At 59.9% G+C, this 15,094-nt stretch carries 17 protein-coding genes; 4 read left to right on the top strand and 13 right to left on the bottom strand.

The features are described 5' to 3' along the window. Positions 1 to 29: 29 nt before the first annotated feature. The 5 genes from rplS to ffh all read right to left on the bottom strand — a co-directional run bounded on the left by rplS (position 30) and on the right by ffh (position 3,540). The gene (gene rplS, locus TMS3_RS09835; protein ID WP_025165103.1) at positions 30 to 380 is read right to left on the bottom strand and encodes a 50S ribosomal protein L19; all 351 of its coding nucleotides are present in this window, start codon (positions 378 to 380) and stop codon (positions 30 to 32) included. A gap of 42 nt (positions 381 to 422) precedes the next feature. Next, positions 423 to 1,175 carry a tRNA (guanosine(37)-N1)-methyltransferase TrmD gene (gene trmD / locus TMS3_RS09830; RefSeq protein ID WP_025165102.1) on the bottom strand — a complete coding sequence of 251 codons (753 nt, stop codon included), beginning with the start codon at positions 1,173 to 1,175 and terminating at the stop codon, positions 423 to 425. A gap of 5 nt (positions 1,176 to 1,180) precedes the next feature. Continuing rightward, positions 1,181 to 1,717 (bottom strand): ribosome maturation factor RimM, encoded by a 537-nt coding sequence (rimM, locus tag TMS3_RS09825; protein ID WP_025165101.1) that lies wholly within the window; start codon positions 1,715 to 1,717, stop codon positions 1,181 to 1,183. A gap of 7 nt (positions 1,718 to 1,724) precedes the next feature. Beyond that, positions 1,725 to 1,976, bottom strand: coding sequence for a 30S ribosomal protein S16 (rpsP, locus tag TMS3_RS09820; protein WP_025165100.1), 252 nt, complete (start codon positions 1,974 to 1,976; stop codon positions 1,725 to 1,727). Between the two features lie 187 nt (positions 1,977 to 2,163). Then, on the bottom strand, positions 2,164 to 3,540 hold the full coding sequence (gene ffh, locus TMS3_RS09815; protein ID WP_025165099.1) for a signal recognition particle protein: 1,377 nt from the start codon (positions 3,538 to 3,540) through the stop codon (positions 2,164 to 2,166). A gap of 158 nt (positions 3,541 to 3,698) precedes the next feature. On the opposite strand from ffh, the gene TMS3_RS09810 reads away from it, so the two are divergent. Together TMS3_RS09810 and TMS3_RS09805 are read left to right on the top strand one after the other, a co-directional pair. After that, positions 3,699 to 4,499 (top strand): cytochrome C assembly family protein, encoded by an 801-nt coding sequence (locus TMS3_RS09810; protein WP_025165098.1) that lies wholly within the window; start codon positions 3,699 to 3,701, stop codon positions 4,497 to 4,499. Positions 4,500 to 4,509: 10 nt separating this feature from the next. After that, positions 4,510 to 5,808: an HlyC/CorC family transporter gene (locus TMS3_RS09805; protein WP_025165097.1), complete on the top strand. Its 1,299-nt coding sequence runs from the start codon at positions 4,510 to 4,512 to the stop codon at positions 5,806 to 5,808. On the opposite strand, the gene TMS3_RS09800 is transcribed toward TMS3_RS09805, so the two are convergent. Genes TMS3_RS09800 through TMS3_RS09780 form a run of 5 tightly spaced genes read right to left on the bottom strand, consistent with a single transcriptional unit; the run spans position 5,765 to position 9,083 of the window. Further along, a complete protein-coding gene (locus tag TMS3_RS09800) occupies positions 5,765 to 6,520 on the bottom strand; it encodes an SGNH/GDSL hydrolase family protein (RefSeq protein WP_025165096.1) in 756 nt (251 codons plus the stop codon). The two genes, TMS3_RS09805 and TMS3_RS09800, sit on opposite strands and share 44 nt — an antisense overlap. Continuing rightward, positions 6,517 to 7,698: a formate-dependent phosphoribosylglycinamide formyltransferase gene (purT, locus tag TMS3_RS09795; RefSeq protein ID WP_025165095.1), complete on the bottom strand. Its 1,182-nt coding sequence runs from the start codon at positions 7,696 to 7,698 to the stop codon at positions 6,517 to 6,519. Before purT ends, TMS3_RS09800 begins: the two co-directional genes overlap by 4 nt. Positions 7,699 to 7,748: 50 nt before the next feature. Further along, the gene (locus TMS3_RS09790) at positions 7,749 to 7,937 is read right to left on the bottom strand and encodes a DUF1289 domain-containing protein (RefSeq protein WP_407691611.1); all 189 of its coding nucleotides are present in this window, start codon (positions 7,935 to 7,937) and stop codon (positions 7,749 to 7,751) included. Next, a complete protein-coding gene (locus TMS3_RS09785) occupies positions 7,937 to 8,458 on the bottom strand; it encodes a gamma carbonic anhydrase family protein (RefSeq protein WP_025165093.1) in 522 nt (173 codons plus the stop codon). Before TMS3_RS09785 ends, TMS3_RS09790 begins: the two co-directional genes overlap by 1 nt. A gap of 22 nt (positions 8,459 to 8,480) precedes the next feature. Further along, entirely contained in the window at positions 8,481 to 9,083 is a 603-nt protein-coding gene (locus TMS3_RS09780) for a CoA pyrophosphatase (RefSeq protein ID WP_025165092.1), read from the bottom strand. A 169-nt stretch (positions 9,084 to 9,252) separates the two neighbouring features. On the opposite strand from TMS3_RS09780, the gene TMS3_RS09775 reads away from it, so the two are divergent. Together TMS3_RS09775 and TMS3_RS09770 are read left to right on the top strand one after the other, a co-directional pair. After that, a complete protein-coding gene (locus TMS3_RS09775; RefSeq protein ID WP_025165091.1) occupies positions 9,253 to 9,810 on the top strand; it encodes an NUDIX hydrolase in 558 nt (185 codons plus the stop codon). A 19-nt stretch (positions 9,811 to 9,829) separates the two neighbouring features. Further along, a complete protein-coding gene (locus TMS3_RS09770; RefSeq protein ID WP_025165090.1) occupies positions 9,830 to 10,333 on the top strand; it encodes a L,D-transpeptidase family protein in 504 nt (167 codons plus the stop codon). Positions 10,334 to 10,410: 77 nt separating this feature from the next. On the opposite strand, the gene TMS3_RS09765 is transcribed toward TMS3_RS09770, so the two are convergent. The 3 genes from TMS3_RS09765 to purL all read right to left on the bottom strand — a co-directional run bounded on the left by TMS3_RS09765 (position 10,411) and on the right by purL (position 15,079). Next, positions 10,411 to 10,728, bottom strand: coding sequence for a Nif3-like dinuclear metal center hexameric protein (locus tag TMS3_RS09765; protein ID WP_025165089.1), 318 nt, complete (start codon positions 10,726 to 10,728; stop codon positions 10,411 to 10,413). Positions 10,729 to 10,894: 166 nt separating this feature from the next. Beyond that, complete coding sequence (locus TMS3_RS24610) at positions 10,895 to 11,164, bottom strand: CDGSH iron-sulfur domain-containing protein (RefSeq protein ID WP_083491738.1); 270 nt, start codon at positions 11,162 to 11,164, stop codon at positions 10,895 to 10,897. A gap of 18 nt (positions 11,165 to 11,182) precedes the next feature. Beyond that, positions 11,183 to 15,079, bottom strand: coding sequence for a phosphoribosylformylglycinamidine synthase (purL, locus tag TMS3_RS09760; protein WP_025165088.1), 3,897 nt, complete (start codon positions 15,077 to 15,079; stop codon positions 11,183 to 11,185). Positions 15,080 to 15,094: the final 15 nt, after the last annotated feature.

Raw genomic sequence — 15,094 nt, 5'->3', positions numbered from 1 at the left:
AAGGCTGCTTTTTTGCTGGAAAGCGTGGCTTAAACCAGCTTTTCCTTGATACGTGCTGCCTTACCGGACAGAGCACGCAGGTAGTACAGCTTGGCTTTGCGTACATCGCCGCGACGCTTGACGGCCAGGCTGTCAACCAGCGGGCTGTAGGTCTGGAAAGTACGCTCAACGCCAACACCGTTGGAGATCTTGCGAACAGTGAAAGCACTGTTCAGACCGCGGTTGCGCTTGGCGATTACAACACCTTCGAAAGCCTGCAGACGCTGACGCTCGCCTTCCTTCACTTTTACCTGAACGACAATGGTGTCGCCCGGCGCAAAAGGAGGAATCTCTTTGCCCATCTGCTCAGCTTCGATCTGCTGAATAATTTTGTTGGTCATGCTGCGCTCCTAAGACAAACCGTCTGGCCTGTCATCGATACATTAACTATCGTCCCGCTGGCGGATGTATTCCTCCAGCAATTTCTTCTCTTCTCCAGAAAGCGAGCGGCTTTCCAGAAGATCAACGCGGCGTTGCCAGGTCCGACCAAGGGACTGCTGTAAACGCCAGCGCCGGATGTGTTCGTGATTGCCACTGAGCAACACTTGTGGAACACATTTATCCGCATACACCTCCGGGCGGGTGTAGTGCGGGCAGTCGAGCAGGCCATCCGTAAAGGAGTCCTCCTCGGCCGAGCCTGCATGACCCAATGCACCAGGCAAAAGGCGCGTTACCGCATCGATCAGCACCATGGCCGGCAGCTCACCGCCAGACAGGACATAATCCCCGATCGACCATTCTTCATCGACATGCGCCTCAATGAAGCGCTCATCAATACCTTCATAGCGTCCAGCGATGAGGATTAAAGCCTCCTCATTCACCAGTTCACGCACTGCTGACTGAGTCAGCTGGCGACCTTGCGGCGACAGGTAAATCACCTTCGCTTTTACACCTGCGGCCTGCTTGGCATCGAGCAAAGCATCCTCAAGCGGCTTGATCTTCATCACCATGCCAGGGCCACCACCAAAGGGACGGTCATCCACGGTGTGATGACGATCTGTGGTGTAGCTCCTTGGGTTCCAGCAGGTCAGCTGTAACAGCCCCTGCTTTACCGCGCGGCTAGTGATGCCGTAATCACTGATAGCGGCAAACATCTCCGGGAATAGCGTAATGACTTCAACGCGCAAGCTAGGCATGTCGCTTAGAAGTCCGCATCCCAGTCGACCTGCATTTCGCCAGCGGCCAGATCGATCGACAACACGCATTGCTCGGTATAGGGCAATAGGCGTTCACGCTGATCCAAACTGTCGGCGCAGGGTTTGACCACCATCACATCGTTGGCACCGGTCTCGAATAACTGGTCGATCGTGCCGAGCAACTGCCCAACCTGATCAATCACCTTCAGACCTACCAACTGCGACCAGTAGAACTCACCAGGCGCAAGCTCGGGCAGCTCGCTGCGGGGCACCAGAATCTCAAAACCGGCGAAGCTACGAGCCACTTCGCGATCATCCAGTCCCTTCAGCTTTGCTACTACGACCTTGCCTTGCAAGCGGCCACTGACCAACTCAACTTGCTTTACCTCGTTGTCACGCTTGAGCGTCCAACGCGGGTAATCGAGCACATTGTCGATCGGGTCGGTAAAGGAATACACCTTCACGTCGCCTTTCACGCCATGCACCGAAACGATCTTGCCGAGTACCACTAGGTCCTCGGCTGGAGCTGGCGTTGTGCTCATAAATGACTTAGGCAGCAGCCTTAGCCGATTCCTTGAGCAGCTGAGCAACACGCTCAGACGGCTGTGCACCCTGGCTCAGCCAGTAGGTGACGCGCTCTTGGTTAACAGACAGCTTGATTTCAGCGCCCGAAGCAACCGGGTTGAAGAAACCAACACGCTCAACGAAACGACCGTCGCGCGCATTGCGGCTGTTGGTCACGGTGAGGTGGTAAAAAGGGCGCTTTTTGGAGCCGCCACGGGCAAGACGGATGGTTACCATTGAACTTCGTTCCTGTAGTCGGTGCTGCAAAACAAAAATGCGAGCATAGGGCACTAGGCCCGAAAGGCCGCATATTCTAAGGATTATCCAGCTTTTTGCAAATCTCTTTTTCGCCTGCCACGCGACTGACGAATAGAGCACACATCGCCAGCGGCAAGACTGCTGCGCCACTGGCAAGGCATTAGGTTTAAAACTTCGGCATGCCGCCGCCTGGGAGCATTCCACCCATGCCGCGCATCATCTTGGCCATCCCGCCCTTGGCGGTAAATTTCTTCATCATCTTTTGCATTTGCTTGTGCTGCTTGATCAGCCGACCAATGTCCTGCACCTGAGTGCCGGAACCCATGGCGATACGCCGCTTGCGCGAGCCACTGATGATTTCTGGATCGCGACGCTCACCCGGGGTCATCGAGTTGATGATCGCTTCCATCTGCTTGAACTGCTTTTCGGCCGCGCCCTGGGCATTGCCCATCTGCGCCAGATTGACGCCACCCATCTGCGGCAGCTTGTCCATCAAGCCACCCAGGCCGCCCATGTTTTTCATCTGCTGCAATTGATCGCGAAAGTCCTCCAGGTCGAAGCCCTTGCCTTTCTTCAGCTTCTTCGTCAGCTTCTCGGCCTTGTCACGATCGAGAGTCTGCTCAGCCTGCTCGATGAGACTGAGCACATCACCCATACCGAGGATGCGCGAAGCGATACGCTCGGGATGGAAAGGCTCCAAGGCATCACTCTTCTCGCCCATACCGATAAACTTGATGGGCTTACCAGTAATGGCGCGTACCGAGAGCGCCGCACCACCACGGGCATCGCCGTCGACCTTGGTCAGCACCACGCCGGTCAACGGCAAGGCATCGGCAAAGGCTTTGGCCGTATTAGCCGCATCCTGACCCGTCATCGCATCGACCACGAACAGGGTCTCAGCCGGTTTGACCGCAGCGTGCAGCGCCTGTATCTCCGCCATCATCTCGGCATCGATCGCCAGGCGACCCGCCGTATCGAGAATTACCACATCGATGAACTTGAGCTTGGCTTCCCTGATCGCCGCCTCAGCAATAGCCACCGGTTTTTGGCTGATATCGGAAGGGAAGAAGGTCACGCCAACTTCGCTGGCCAGGGTTTCCAGCTGTTTGATCGCCGCAGGGCGATAGACGTCAGCCGAGACCACCAGCACGCTTTTCTTCTTACGTTCTTTGAGGAAGCGCGCCAACTTGCCCACGGTGGTGGTTTTACCCGCACCCTGCAGGCCCGCCATAAGCACCACCGCCGGTGGCGTGACGTTCAGCACCAAGTCTTCGTTGGCCGCGCCCATCAACTCTTCCAGCTCGGCCCGCACAATCTTCACGAAGGCCTGGCCCGGCGTGAGGCTTTTCGAGACCTCGGTGCCAACCGCGCGCTCCTTGACCCTGCTCACGAAGTCCTTGACCACCGGCAAGGCAACATCGGCCTCGAGCAACGCCATGCGCACTTCACGCAAGGTGTCTTTGATGTTGTCCTCGGTCAATTTGGCTTTGCCGGTGACGTTACGCAGGGTCTGCGAGAGGCGATCAGTTAGATTTTCGAACATGCGCGTTCCTTTCAGGCTCTATGGAGCCGAGGGGTGGGCTTGTAGCAGACCGCGGATTATAACCAAGAGTCGACAGCACCGACACCGCCGGTGGTCTTTCGTGAAATGTCGTTTGTATGCCACACTCAGCGCCTTTCGGGTTTGCCTAATCAGGATTTATGCACCCTTTGCTCACCAGCCTCGCAGCAGCCGGCCTGTACGCTAGCGCGACTGCATACCAGAGCTTTCAACTTAGCCGGCGCGTCACTCCGGATAAACGTCTGCTGATTGCGCTCGGCCTGCTCGCCCTGCTCGGCCATGCTCTCAGCCTGTTCCATCAGCTGCTCAGTCCGAGCGGGCTGAGCATAGATTTTTTCAGTGCCGCCAGCCTGATCTCTGCCGCCGTTATCTTGCTGACACTGCTGGCCTGCCTGCGCATACCCGTGGAAAACCTGTTGTTACTGTTTTTTCCGCTGGGCTGCGTGACAGTCCTGCTGGCGCAATTCATGCCGGCCGGCGCCATCCGCCCCATTGACGAAGAACCGGGCATTCTTGCCCACATCCTGCTGTCGATTACGGCCTACGGCATGCTCACCATTGCCGCGTTCCAGTCGCTGCTGCTGCTGCTGCAAGACCACCAACTAAAACACAAGCACCCGTCTGGGCTAATCAAGAACTTCCCCCCCCTGCAGACTATGGAAAGCCTGTTGTTCGGTTTCCTCTGGGCCGGCTGGGCCCTGCTCTCGCTCTCCTTGCTATCTGGCGCGCTTTTTCTCGAAGACCTGTTTGCCCAGCACCTAGTGCACAAAACCATCCTCTCCTGCTTCGCCTGGGTGGTTTTTGCAGTACTGCTATGGGGCCGCTATCAACTTGGCTGGCGCGGCCACAAGGCCATCCGCTGGACCCTGGCAGGCTTTTGCCTGCTGATGCTGGCCTACTTCGGCAGCAAGCTGGTCCGCGAATTCATCCTGCATCTCTAGGCAAATCCCCGTGGACAACGTGCCCCCTGGCTACCTGTTTGGCCTGCTGTTATTTCTGCTCGCCTGCTCGGCGTTTTTCTCCAGCTCGGAGACCAGCCTGCTCAGCCTCAACCGCTACCGCCTGCGCCATCTTGCCAAGAACGGGCATCGTGGCGCCAAGCGCGTCAGCACCCTGCTAAGTCGCCCGGACCGCCTGCTTGGCACCATTCTGATTGGCAATAATTTCGTCAACATCCTCGCGTCATCCATCGCCACGGTCCTGGCCATCCAGCTCTGGGGGGAAGCCGGAATTGCCATTGCCACCATTGGCCTGACCCTGGCACTGTTGATTTTCGGTGAAATCACCCCGAAAACCCTGGCGGCCCTGCGCCCAGAAACAGTCGCCTACCCGTTCAGCCTACCGCTGATGCTGCTGCTCAAACTGTTCTACCCCCTGGTTATCGTGCTGAACTGGATCAGCAATGGACTACTCAAACTGCTGGGCGTAGACCCTGCCAGTAAAACCAGCGACAGCCTGACCACCGAAGAGTTACGCAGTGTGGTGGGAGAACCTGGCCATGAGCTACCGAAGAATCGCCAAGACATGCTGCTTGGCATTCTCGACCTGGAAAAAGTCACGGTAGACGACATCATGATTCCGCGTAACGAAGTCACAGGTATCAATCTGGTAGATGACATCGAAACCATTATCAGCCAGCTACGCACCACTCCCCATACCCGACTGCCGGTGTTTCGCAATGACATCAACCAGGTCGAGGGTGTTGTGCACATGCGCCAGATCGCCCGCCTGCTGACCCACAACCAACTGACCAAAGACAGCCTGCTTGAGGCCTGCAGCGAGCCCTACTTCATCCCGGAAAACACCCCGCTATCGACCCAGCTGATCAACTTCCAGAAGCACAAACACCGCATCGGTATCGTCGTCGACGAATATGGCGATGTGATCGGCATCGTCAGCCTGGAGGACATTCTCGAAGAGATTGTCGGCGACTTCAGCAACCAGAGCGCCCTGCGCAGCCCGGACATTCACCCCCAGGAAGACGGGACCCTGGTGATAGATGGCGCCGCCTACATTCGTGAAGTGAACAAGAGCCTCGACTGGCACCTACCCTGCGATGGACCCAAGACCCTCAACGGCCTGATCACCGAGGCCCTGGAAACCATTCCGGACAGCGCCGTGTGCCTGAAGATAGGGCCTTACCGCCTGGAAATCCTGCAGTCCTCGGAAAACCGCGTGAAAAGCGTACGAGTCTGGCAGTCCGCGCCTAAAGAGCAGCCAGAGCCGGAACAGGAGTCGGCGGCAGACTAAGCTCCGCCGTCAAGCTCTGCGCCCAGACGCGATAGCCGAGGCTCGAGGGGTGAAAACCATCGAGCGCCAGGTACGCTGCGGAAAACCGCAGACGCAACGGGTAATAGTCCACACCCGAGCGCTCGGCGACCTGACGCAAGCACGCATCCAGCAGCCCCGCTCGCGCACCCAGCAGACGCCGCAGCAGCCAGGGCAACGCACTGAAATACTGCAACGGCGGCACGCCGCAAAACGCCACCTGGACGCCACGCGCAGTCAACTCATCAGCCATTAGCACCAGCGAAGACTGCCAACGCCGCGTCGAGGTGAGAGCAGCGGTGTCGTTGACCCCGAACGCCAATAGCGCAAGATCTATCCGCTCATCCAGCACCTGCGGCAACAGGCGCTCGCCAGCTTGCGTGACGGTAATGCCGGTCTCGCCGCAGGCACGCCATTCCACAGGCCGCCCATGACGCGCGGCCAAGGCCTGCGCCAAGCGTCCGACCAAAGCATGCTGCAGACAGCTGGCGCCAACCCCGACGACAGTCGACTCGCCTATTAGCAGTAAGCGCAGGGGCTCACCGGGCAAGTCGGCACCCGCCACACCTCGCCGAGGACCAGCTGCCGGTGCCAACCGTAGCGCACTGCGCCGCGTGAGAATCGCCAAGGGCAGTGCCAGCGGCAATGACGGCAGTGCCGTCAGCCACCAGAGCAACCCACACCAGCGACTCACAACTCGATGCTGACCGTCTGCGCCACGCGGGCGGCCTTGGCACGGGCAGCCTGCAGCGACTCATCGCGGGCCAACGCCACGCCCATGCGTCGCTGGCCGCTGACCTCCGGCTTACCAAACAGGCGCAGCGCGGTATCCGGCTCAATCAGAGCCGCGCCCAGGTTAGCGAAGCTGACCTGGCGCGATTCCCCCTCCGCCAGCAGCACTGCCGAGGCCGACGGGCCTAGCTGGCGAATCGCCGGAATCGGCAGTCCGAGGATGGCCCGCGCATGCAAGGCGAACTCGGACATATCCTGGGAAATCAGGGTGACCAGGCCCGTGTCATGTGGGCGCGGGGAGATTTCGCAGAACCACACCTGGTCGCCCTTGACGAACAACTCGACACCGAACAACCCGCGACCACCTAACGAGTCGGTCACCGCCAAGGCAATACGTTCGGCCTCGGCCTGGGCTTTTGTGCTCATCGGTTGCGGCTGCCAGGACTCCTGATAATCGCCCTTGACCTGACGATGCCCGACCGGCGCGCAGAACGTGGTGCCACCAGCGTGGCGTACGGTCAGCAGCGCGATCTCGTAGTCGAAATCAATGAAACCTTCGACGATGACCCGCCCCTTGCCAGCACGTCCGCCAGCCTGCGCGTAATCCCAGGCCGCCTGAAGATCATCCAGGCTCTTCAGCAGCGACTGGCCCTTGCCCGAAGAACTCATGATCGGCTTGATCAGACAGGGAAAGCCCAACACCTCCACCGCCGCGCGACAGGCTTCGAATGAGTCGGCAAACTGGTAAGGTGAGGTCGGCAAGCCCAACTCTTCGGCCGCCAGACGGCGAATCCCCTCGCGATTCATGGTCAGCTGCACAGCGCGCGCACTGGGAATGACGGTAAAGCCTTCACTCTCCAGCGCCATCAGGGTCGCAGTGGCGATCGCCTCGATCTCCGGAACGATGTAATGCGGCTGTTCCAGCTCGATCACGGCGCGCAGCGCGGCATCGTCGAGCATATCGATCACATGACTGCGATGCGCCACCTGCATGGCCGGCGCATTGGCGTAGCGATCCACTGCAATCACCTCGACACCGAGGCGCTGCAGCTCGATCACCACTTCTTTGCCAAGCTCACCAGAACCACAGAGCAAGATTCGAATAGCGCTCGGCGACAGCGGGGTTCCGATACGGGGCATAACAGGTCCTTAGAGCAACGAGGAAGGGGAAAATAGAGGCAAGGTCTGGTCTACAGCAACGCACCACTGGCCCTGGCACGCTCGTGGCACAACACCAGCACCTGACGGCGCTCGGCGTTGTCCATGAGGCTCCAGCGAGTAATCTCAGCGACACTGCGCTGACAGCCGATACAGATGTCATTCTCGTCCAGCGCACAGACCTGCACGCAAGGTGAGGCGAGCGGGCGCTCGGCGCTCATCAGTCCTGCTCGGCCAGGTCGCGCGCGTAGCGCTGGGCGTTATGCACGTAATGCGCGGCGCTGGCTTCGAGCATCTGCTTCTGCGCGTCAGTCAGTTCACGCACCACCTTGCCCGGTGAGCCCACCACCAGCGAGCCATCGGGAATTTCCTTGCCTTCGGCAATCAGGGTATTGGCGCCAATGATGCAATATTTGCCGATTTTGGCGCCGTTGAGCACCACGGCATTGATCCCGATCAGGCTGTAATCGCCCACCGAACAGCCGTGCAGCATGGCGTTATGACCAATGGTCACGCCCTTGCCAACGGACAGTGGAAAGCCCATATCGGTGTGCATCACCGTACCGTCCTGTACGTTACTCTGCTCGCCGATGTGAATCAGCTCGTTATCCCCACGCAGCACGGCGTTGAACCAGACACTGGCACCCGGCTCCAGCTTGACCTTGCCAACCAGCGTGGCATTCGGCGCCACCCAGCTCTGCGGGTGGACCTCAACGTGCGATTGCCCCAGGCGATATTTCATGGCTTCGTCCCCATCCTAAGCGTCAATTCAGACTGATGAAATGTTCTGGCGGCTGATGCAGAGCGATGCCAGCGTCGTACACCAGGTTGACCAACTCGACCAGCATGATGGCCGTCAGACCCCAGATCTTGTATTCGCCATAGCGGTAGCTCGGCACGTACCAGCTACGCCCGAGGTAGTCGATGCGATGGGTCATTTCCCGGGGATCGCTACGGAAAAACGCCAGCGGCACCGAAAACACCGCCGCGATCTCGTCATCGTTGGCCTGGTACTCGACGTAATCAGGCACCAGTCCGACATAAGGTGTGACCTGAATACCGTGGCGCGACACCAACGAACTGAGCGGCCCGACCACCTCGACCAAGCCCGGCGGCAAACCGATTTCCTCTTCCGCCTCACGCAGCGCGGTGCGAATCAGATCCGCATCTTCCGGGTCACGACGCCCACCCGGAAACGCCACTTCACCGCCATGGGTGGACAGGCCGCTGGCGCGCAAGGTCAGCACCACTTCCGGCTCATCGCTGCGGGTGATCGGAACCAGCACCGCCGCCTCAGGGAAGCTGCGGTCGGTCTCCAGTAGACGCGGGTTGTAAGCGCGCACGCGTTGGAGTAGCTCGTCGAGCATGGACATTCTCGGTGTTTTTTACGTTCTGGATGATGGCACGAAAGCGACATAGGCCCCAACCCCCGTACCGATAGCGGGCAACATTCAGACGGTCTATCCGAGCCACCAATGCTCTTGCCGCTAAGCCCCACCGCGCGCCAAGATAAGCCTTGAACCAAGAGGATTCGGCATGAAGTTCTGCAGCCACTGTGGCAGTCCAGTCACCCAACGTATTCCCGAGGGCGATAACCGGCTGCGCTTCGTGTGCGGGCACTGTCACGCCATTCATTATCAGAACCCACGCATCGTCGCCGGCTGCCTGCCGGTATGGGATGAACAAGTTCTGTTATGTCGGCGCGCTATCGAACCGCGCAGAGGCTACTGGACCCTGCCGGCTGGCTTTATGGAAAACGGCGAAACACTGGAACAGGCTGCAGCCCGCGAAACCCAGGAGGAGGCTTGTGCACGTGTTCGCCACCTGACCCTGTACACCCTGTTTGACCTGCCACACATCAATCAGGTGTACATGTTCTTCCGCGCCGAGCTGGTCGACCTGGATTTCGCCGTAGGCGAGGAGAGCCTGGAGGTGCAGCTGTTTCATGAACGCGACATCCCTTGGTCAGAGCTGGCTTTCCCGACCATTGGGCGTACTCTAGAATGCTACTTCAACGACCGTAAACAGCAGGTCTACCCAGTACGTAATGAGCCGCTCGATGCATTGCGCGCGCATTACAGAAAAACAGTTTGATCCTTGGGATATCGCTCCGATGCGCTGGTTACTCGCCCTACTCTGCTTGCCCATGACGCTCGTAGTCCATGCCAATACCACAGCCACAACGGAGGCACTAAACGTCGACAAGGTGCTGGTGGTCAAATCCGAGCGCAAACTGCACCTGATCAGCCGTGGCCAACCCTTCAAGTCATACCGCATTTCCCTCGGCAAACAGCCGACGGGTGCCAAGCAACGCGAAGGCGACCGCCGCACCCCCGAAGGCCTCTACTGGATCGACTGGCGCAAAACCAGCGAAAATTATCAGCTGTCCCTGCACATCTCCTACCCGAACGCCCGCGATCAAGCCAAGGCGCGCGACAGCGGCCTATCTCCGGGCGGCATGATCATGATTCACGGCACACCAGTGGATGAGGAGTACCCGGAATGGTTCTTCCATACCCTGGACTGGACCGAGGGCTGTATCGCCATGCAAAACAGCGATATGCGTGAAGTGTGGAAGCTGGTCAAGGACGGCACCCTGATCGAGATTCGCCCGTAGACTGAGTGCAACCTAGCAAGCACCCCCCATCGCCCAGCAAAAAGACGCCCCTCGGCGCCTTTCCACATGCGCGACAGCTAGAACTGAATGTCCGACAATCGCCATACATCAAAGGCCGGCGTTTCATAGGGATGAGTGCTCTTCAGCGTCTTGACCGCCTCATGAATCAGCTCATCGGCAACCACCAGCTCAACCTTCCACTCCGCCACCCGCTCGATCGCGCCAACCTGCCCGAGAAACGGTTGGCTGCCTTGCAGTGGCCGAAACTGGCCCTCACCCAAGACTTGCCAGCAGCAACTGTCATAACTCCCGACCCGGCCAGCACCGACGGCAAACACAGCCGCTTTAACCACTTCCAGGTGACTTTCCGGAACATAGAAACACAGCTTGTACATCTAGATCTCCACAAGCAGGGCAGTTTGAAACAGCAAAATAATGACGCCAACAAATAATGGCACTTTGCCTTACTTTCAGACAGCGACATTCATCACAGGTCCAAACTTCGACTTATCAGTCGTCTGAGCGTTCAATCGGCGCATCACTCAAGCACACAAACAGCTGCTACCGACCTTGCCAGAAGCGTCGCCACTTGGCGCCAAATGAGCAGGCTGCAGCGACATGACTGCCATCGCAATAGGGCAGTCGCGTCGAGCCCGCGCAGCGACAGAGCAGGAGCCATTGCTCACGCACAGGCTGCAGGCTCAGTCCAGAGAGGCATTCGGCAGGGCAATCGGGAAGCGTGGACGAGCGCCCACAGCGGCACAACGATAAGCAGTCGCCGGGCCTGACCCGGCGAACCTCGGGGAGAGTCGGCGCGCCCTCATCCGACATGAGTGCGCGCCACCAGGGTCAGTCCACCCACACGCGAGCGTTACGGAACATGCGCAGCCAGCCGGCATCTTCCTGCCACTCCTCGGGACGCCAGGAGTTCTGCACGGCGCGGAACACCCGCTCCGGGTGCGGCATCATGATGGTCACCCGACCATCGCGACTGGTCAGGCCGGTAATCCCGCGCGGCGAACCGTTAGGGTTGGCCGGATAGGTCTCGGTGACCTTGCCGTGGTTATCGATGAAGCGCATGGCCACGCAGCTGGACAGATCGGCCTCGAGCAAGGCCTCCTCGCTCTCGAACTCGGCATGCCCTTCGCCGTGAGCGATGGCGATCGGCATACGCGATCCAGCCATGCCTTGCAGGAAGATCGATGCCGACTCCTGCACCTGCACCATGGCCACGCGCGCCTCGAACTGCTCCGAGCGGTTACGCACGAAATGCGGCCAGAACTCGCTGCCGGGAATCAGTTCGTGCAGGTTGGAGAGCATCTGGCAACCGTTGCATACGCCCAGACTGAAACTGTCATTACGCTCGAAGAAGGCACTGAAGGCATCCCGCGCACGGTTGTTGAACAGGATCGACTTGGCCCAACCCTCACCGGCCCCGAGCACGTCGCCATAGGAGAAGCCACCGCAAGCGACCAACCCCTTGAACGCGTCCAGATCGACGCGACCGGCGAGAATATCGCTCATGTGTACGTCGATCGCATTGAAACCGGCGCGATCGAAGGCCGCAGCCATTTCCACCTGACCATTGACGCCCTGCTCGCGCAGTACGGCGATTTGCGGGCGCAGGCCTTTCTTGATGTAGGGCGCTGCGATGTCCTCGTTGACATCGAAGCCGAGTTTGATACTCAAGCCTGGATTGTCCTCTTCCAGCAGAGCATCGAACTCCTGATCGGCACACTGGACGTTATCGCGCAGACGCTGAATCTGGTAGCTGGTTTCTGCCCACTGGCGTTGCAACAATCGACGCTGACCGGCAAATACCGGCTGACCGTTGAAGCTGATTGCGACCTCATCGTTGTTGACCGGCTGACCGATCACCGCCACGCAGTCGCCCAAGCCGGCGGCGCTGAACTGCGCCAACACCTCGGGGGTGGCATCCTGGTGTACCTGAATGACCGCGCCCAGCTCTTCGTTGAACAACACGGCGGCCAGCTCTTGGCTATTATCGGCCAGCGAGTCGAGGTACAGATTCAGGCCACAGTGTCCGGCGAAGGCCATTTCCAGCGCGCTGACCAGCATGCCGCCGTCAGAGCGGTCATGGTAAGCCAGCAGGTAACCGTCGGCATTCAAGCCCTGGATCACCGCAAAAAACGCCTTGAGGTCTTCGGCGTCATCGACATCCGGCGCCTGCCGACCGAGCTGCCCATGCACCTGAGCGAGAATCGAGGCGCCCATTCGGTTCTGCCCACGGCCCAGGTCGATCAGGATCAGGTCGGTTACACCCTTGTCCATGCGCAGTTGCGGGGTCAAGGTCTTGCGAATATCGCTGACTGGGGCAAAGCCGGTGACGACCAACGACAGCGGAGAGGTGACGCTCTTCTCCGCGCCTTCGTCCTGCCAGCGGGTCTGCATCGACATCGAGTCCTTGCCCACCGGAATGGTGATGCCGAGCTCAGGGCACAGCTGCATGCCGACAGCCTTGACCGTGTCGTACAGACGCGCATCCTCACCCGGATGACCGGCCGCGGCCATCCAGTTGGCGGACAGTTTGATGTCGGAGATAGCGTCGATGCGCGAGGCCGCAATATTGGTCAGGGTCTCGCCGATCGCCATGCGTCCAGATGCCGGGGCATCGAGCAGGGCCAGCGGGGTACGCTCGCCCATGGCCATGGCTTCACCGGTATAGACATCGAAGCTGGTGGCGGTAACCGCACAATCGGCCACCGGCACCTGCCACGGACCGACCATCTGATCGCGAGCCACCAGGCCGGTGATACTGCGATCGCCGATGGTGATCAGGAAGCTCTTGCTGGCCACGGCCGGGTGACGTAGCACACGGATAACCGCCTCGTCGATGTCCAGAGCACTGGCATCGAAATCATCGCCCAGCTCGGCTTCACGGTCGGCACTGCGGTGCATGCGCGGCGCTTTGCCGAGCAGCACGTTGAGCGGCATGTCCACCGCGTTGTTGCCGAAATGGCTGTCGGTAACGGTCAAATGCTGTTCCTCGGTCGCCTCACCGACTACCGCGAACGGACAGCGCTCACGCTCGCAGATCGCCTTGAAGCGCTCGAAGTCAGCCGCACCGACCGCCATGACGTAGCGCTCCTGCGACTCGTTGCTCCAGATCTCATGGGGCGCCATGCCTGGCTCGTCATTCGGCACGTTGCGCAACTCGAAACGTCCACCACGGCCACCATCGTTGACCAGCTCGGGGAAGGCATTGGACAGGCCACCGGCACCGACGTCATGAATGAAGCTGATCGGGTTGTGCTCGCCAAGCTGCCAGCAGCGGTCGATCACTTCCTGGCAACGACGCTCCATTTCCGGGTTCTCGCGCTGTACCGAGGCGAAATCCAGGTCGGCCGAACTGGTGCCGGTGGCCATCGACGAAGCGGCACCGCCGCCCAGACCAATCAGCATGGCCGGGCCACCGAGCACGATCAGCTTGGAGCCGACGGTGATCTCAGCCTTCTGCACATGCTCGGCGCGAATGTTGCCCATGCCGCCGGCCAGCATGATCGGCTTGTGGTAGCCACGCACTTCTTCACCGCGCGGCGTCTGGATCGCCTGCTCGAAGGTGCGGAAATAGCCAGTCAGCGCCGGGCGACCGAACTCGTTGTTGAACGCGGCGCCACCCAGCGGCCCCTCGATCATGATGTCCAGGGCGGTGACGATGCGCTCGGGCTTGCCGTACGGGACCTCCCAAGGCTGTTCGAAACCGGGAATCTGCAGATTGGAGACGGTGAACCCGGTCAGGCCGGCCTTGGGCTTGGCACCGCGCCCGGTAGCGCCTTCGTCGCGAATCTCGCCGCCGGAACCAGTAGAGGCGCCAGGGAACGGCGCAATGGCGGTCGGATGATTGTGGGTTTCCACCTTCATCAGGATGTGCACCGGCTCCTCGGTCGCACCGTACTGACGGGTCTCGGCGTTCGGATAGAAACGTCCGGCGGTATGCCCAACGATCACTGCGGCGTTGTCCTTGTAAGCGGACAACACGCCATCGCTGTGCATCTGATAGGTGTTCTTGATCATGCCGAACAGAGACTTTTCCTGGCTCTCGCCATCAATGTCCCAGCTGGCATTGAAGATCTTGTGCCGACAATGCTCGGAGTTGGCCTGCGCAAACATCATCAATTCGATGTCATGGGGGTTGCGCCCCATGGTGGTGAAACTGCTGACCAGATAGTCGATTTCATCTTCGGCCAGGGCCAGGCCCAGCTCGACGTTGGCCTGCTCCAGGGCGGCGCGGCCACCGACCAGTACATCTACCACCGTCAACGGCTTGGGTTCGGCGTGACTGAACAGCGATGCTGCATCTTCCAGTGCACCCAATACCAACTGCGTCATGCGGTCATGCAACACGTCGGCAACCTGTTGCGCCCCGGCCTCGTCAAGCTCGCCGGAAACGTAGTAGGCGATGCCGCGCTCGATGCGCTGGATCTTGGCCAGGCCGCAGTTGCGGGCGATATCGCTGGCCTTGCTCGACCACGGTGAGATAGTGCCGAAGCGCGGCACGGTGAGGAACAGGCGCCCTAGAGGCTCCTGCACGGCCACACTCGGGCCGTACTTCAGCAGACGAGCCAACACCTGCTCTTCGTCGGCGGCGAGCACACCGGTCACTTCGGCAAAATGCGCGAACTCGGCGTACAGCCCAGTCACAGCGGGTACTTTGCTGGTCAGTTGCTCAAGCAATTTACCGTGGCGGAAAGCAGAAAGGGCGGGAGCGCCGCGCAGGATCAACATCGGGGACAGCCTCTG

It is taken from the genome of Pseudomonas taeanensis MS-3, from assembly GCF_000498575.2.
In the GTDB taxonomy this organism is placed as follows: Bacteria; Pseudomonadota; Gammaproteobacteria; order Pseudomonadales; family Pseudomonadaceae; genus Aquipseudomonas; species Aquipseudomonas taeanensis.
Note: the sequence above shows the minus strand (reverse complement) of the source record. Positions and strands in the feature narration are given on the sequence as shown.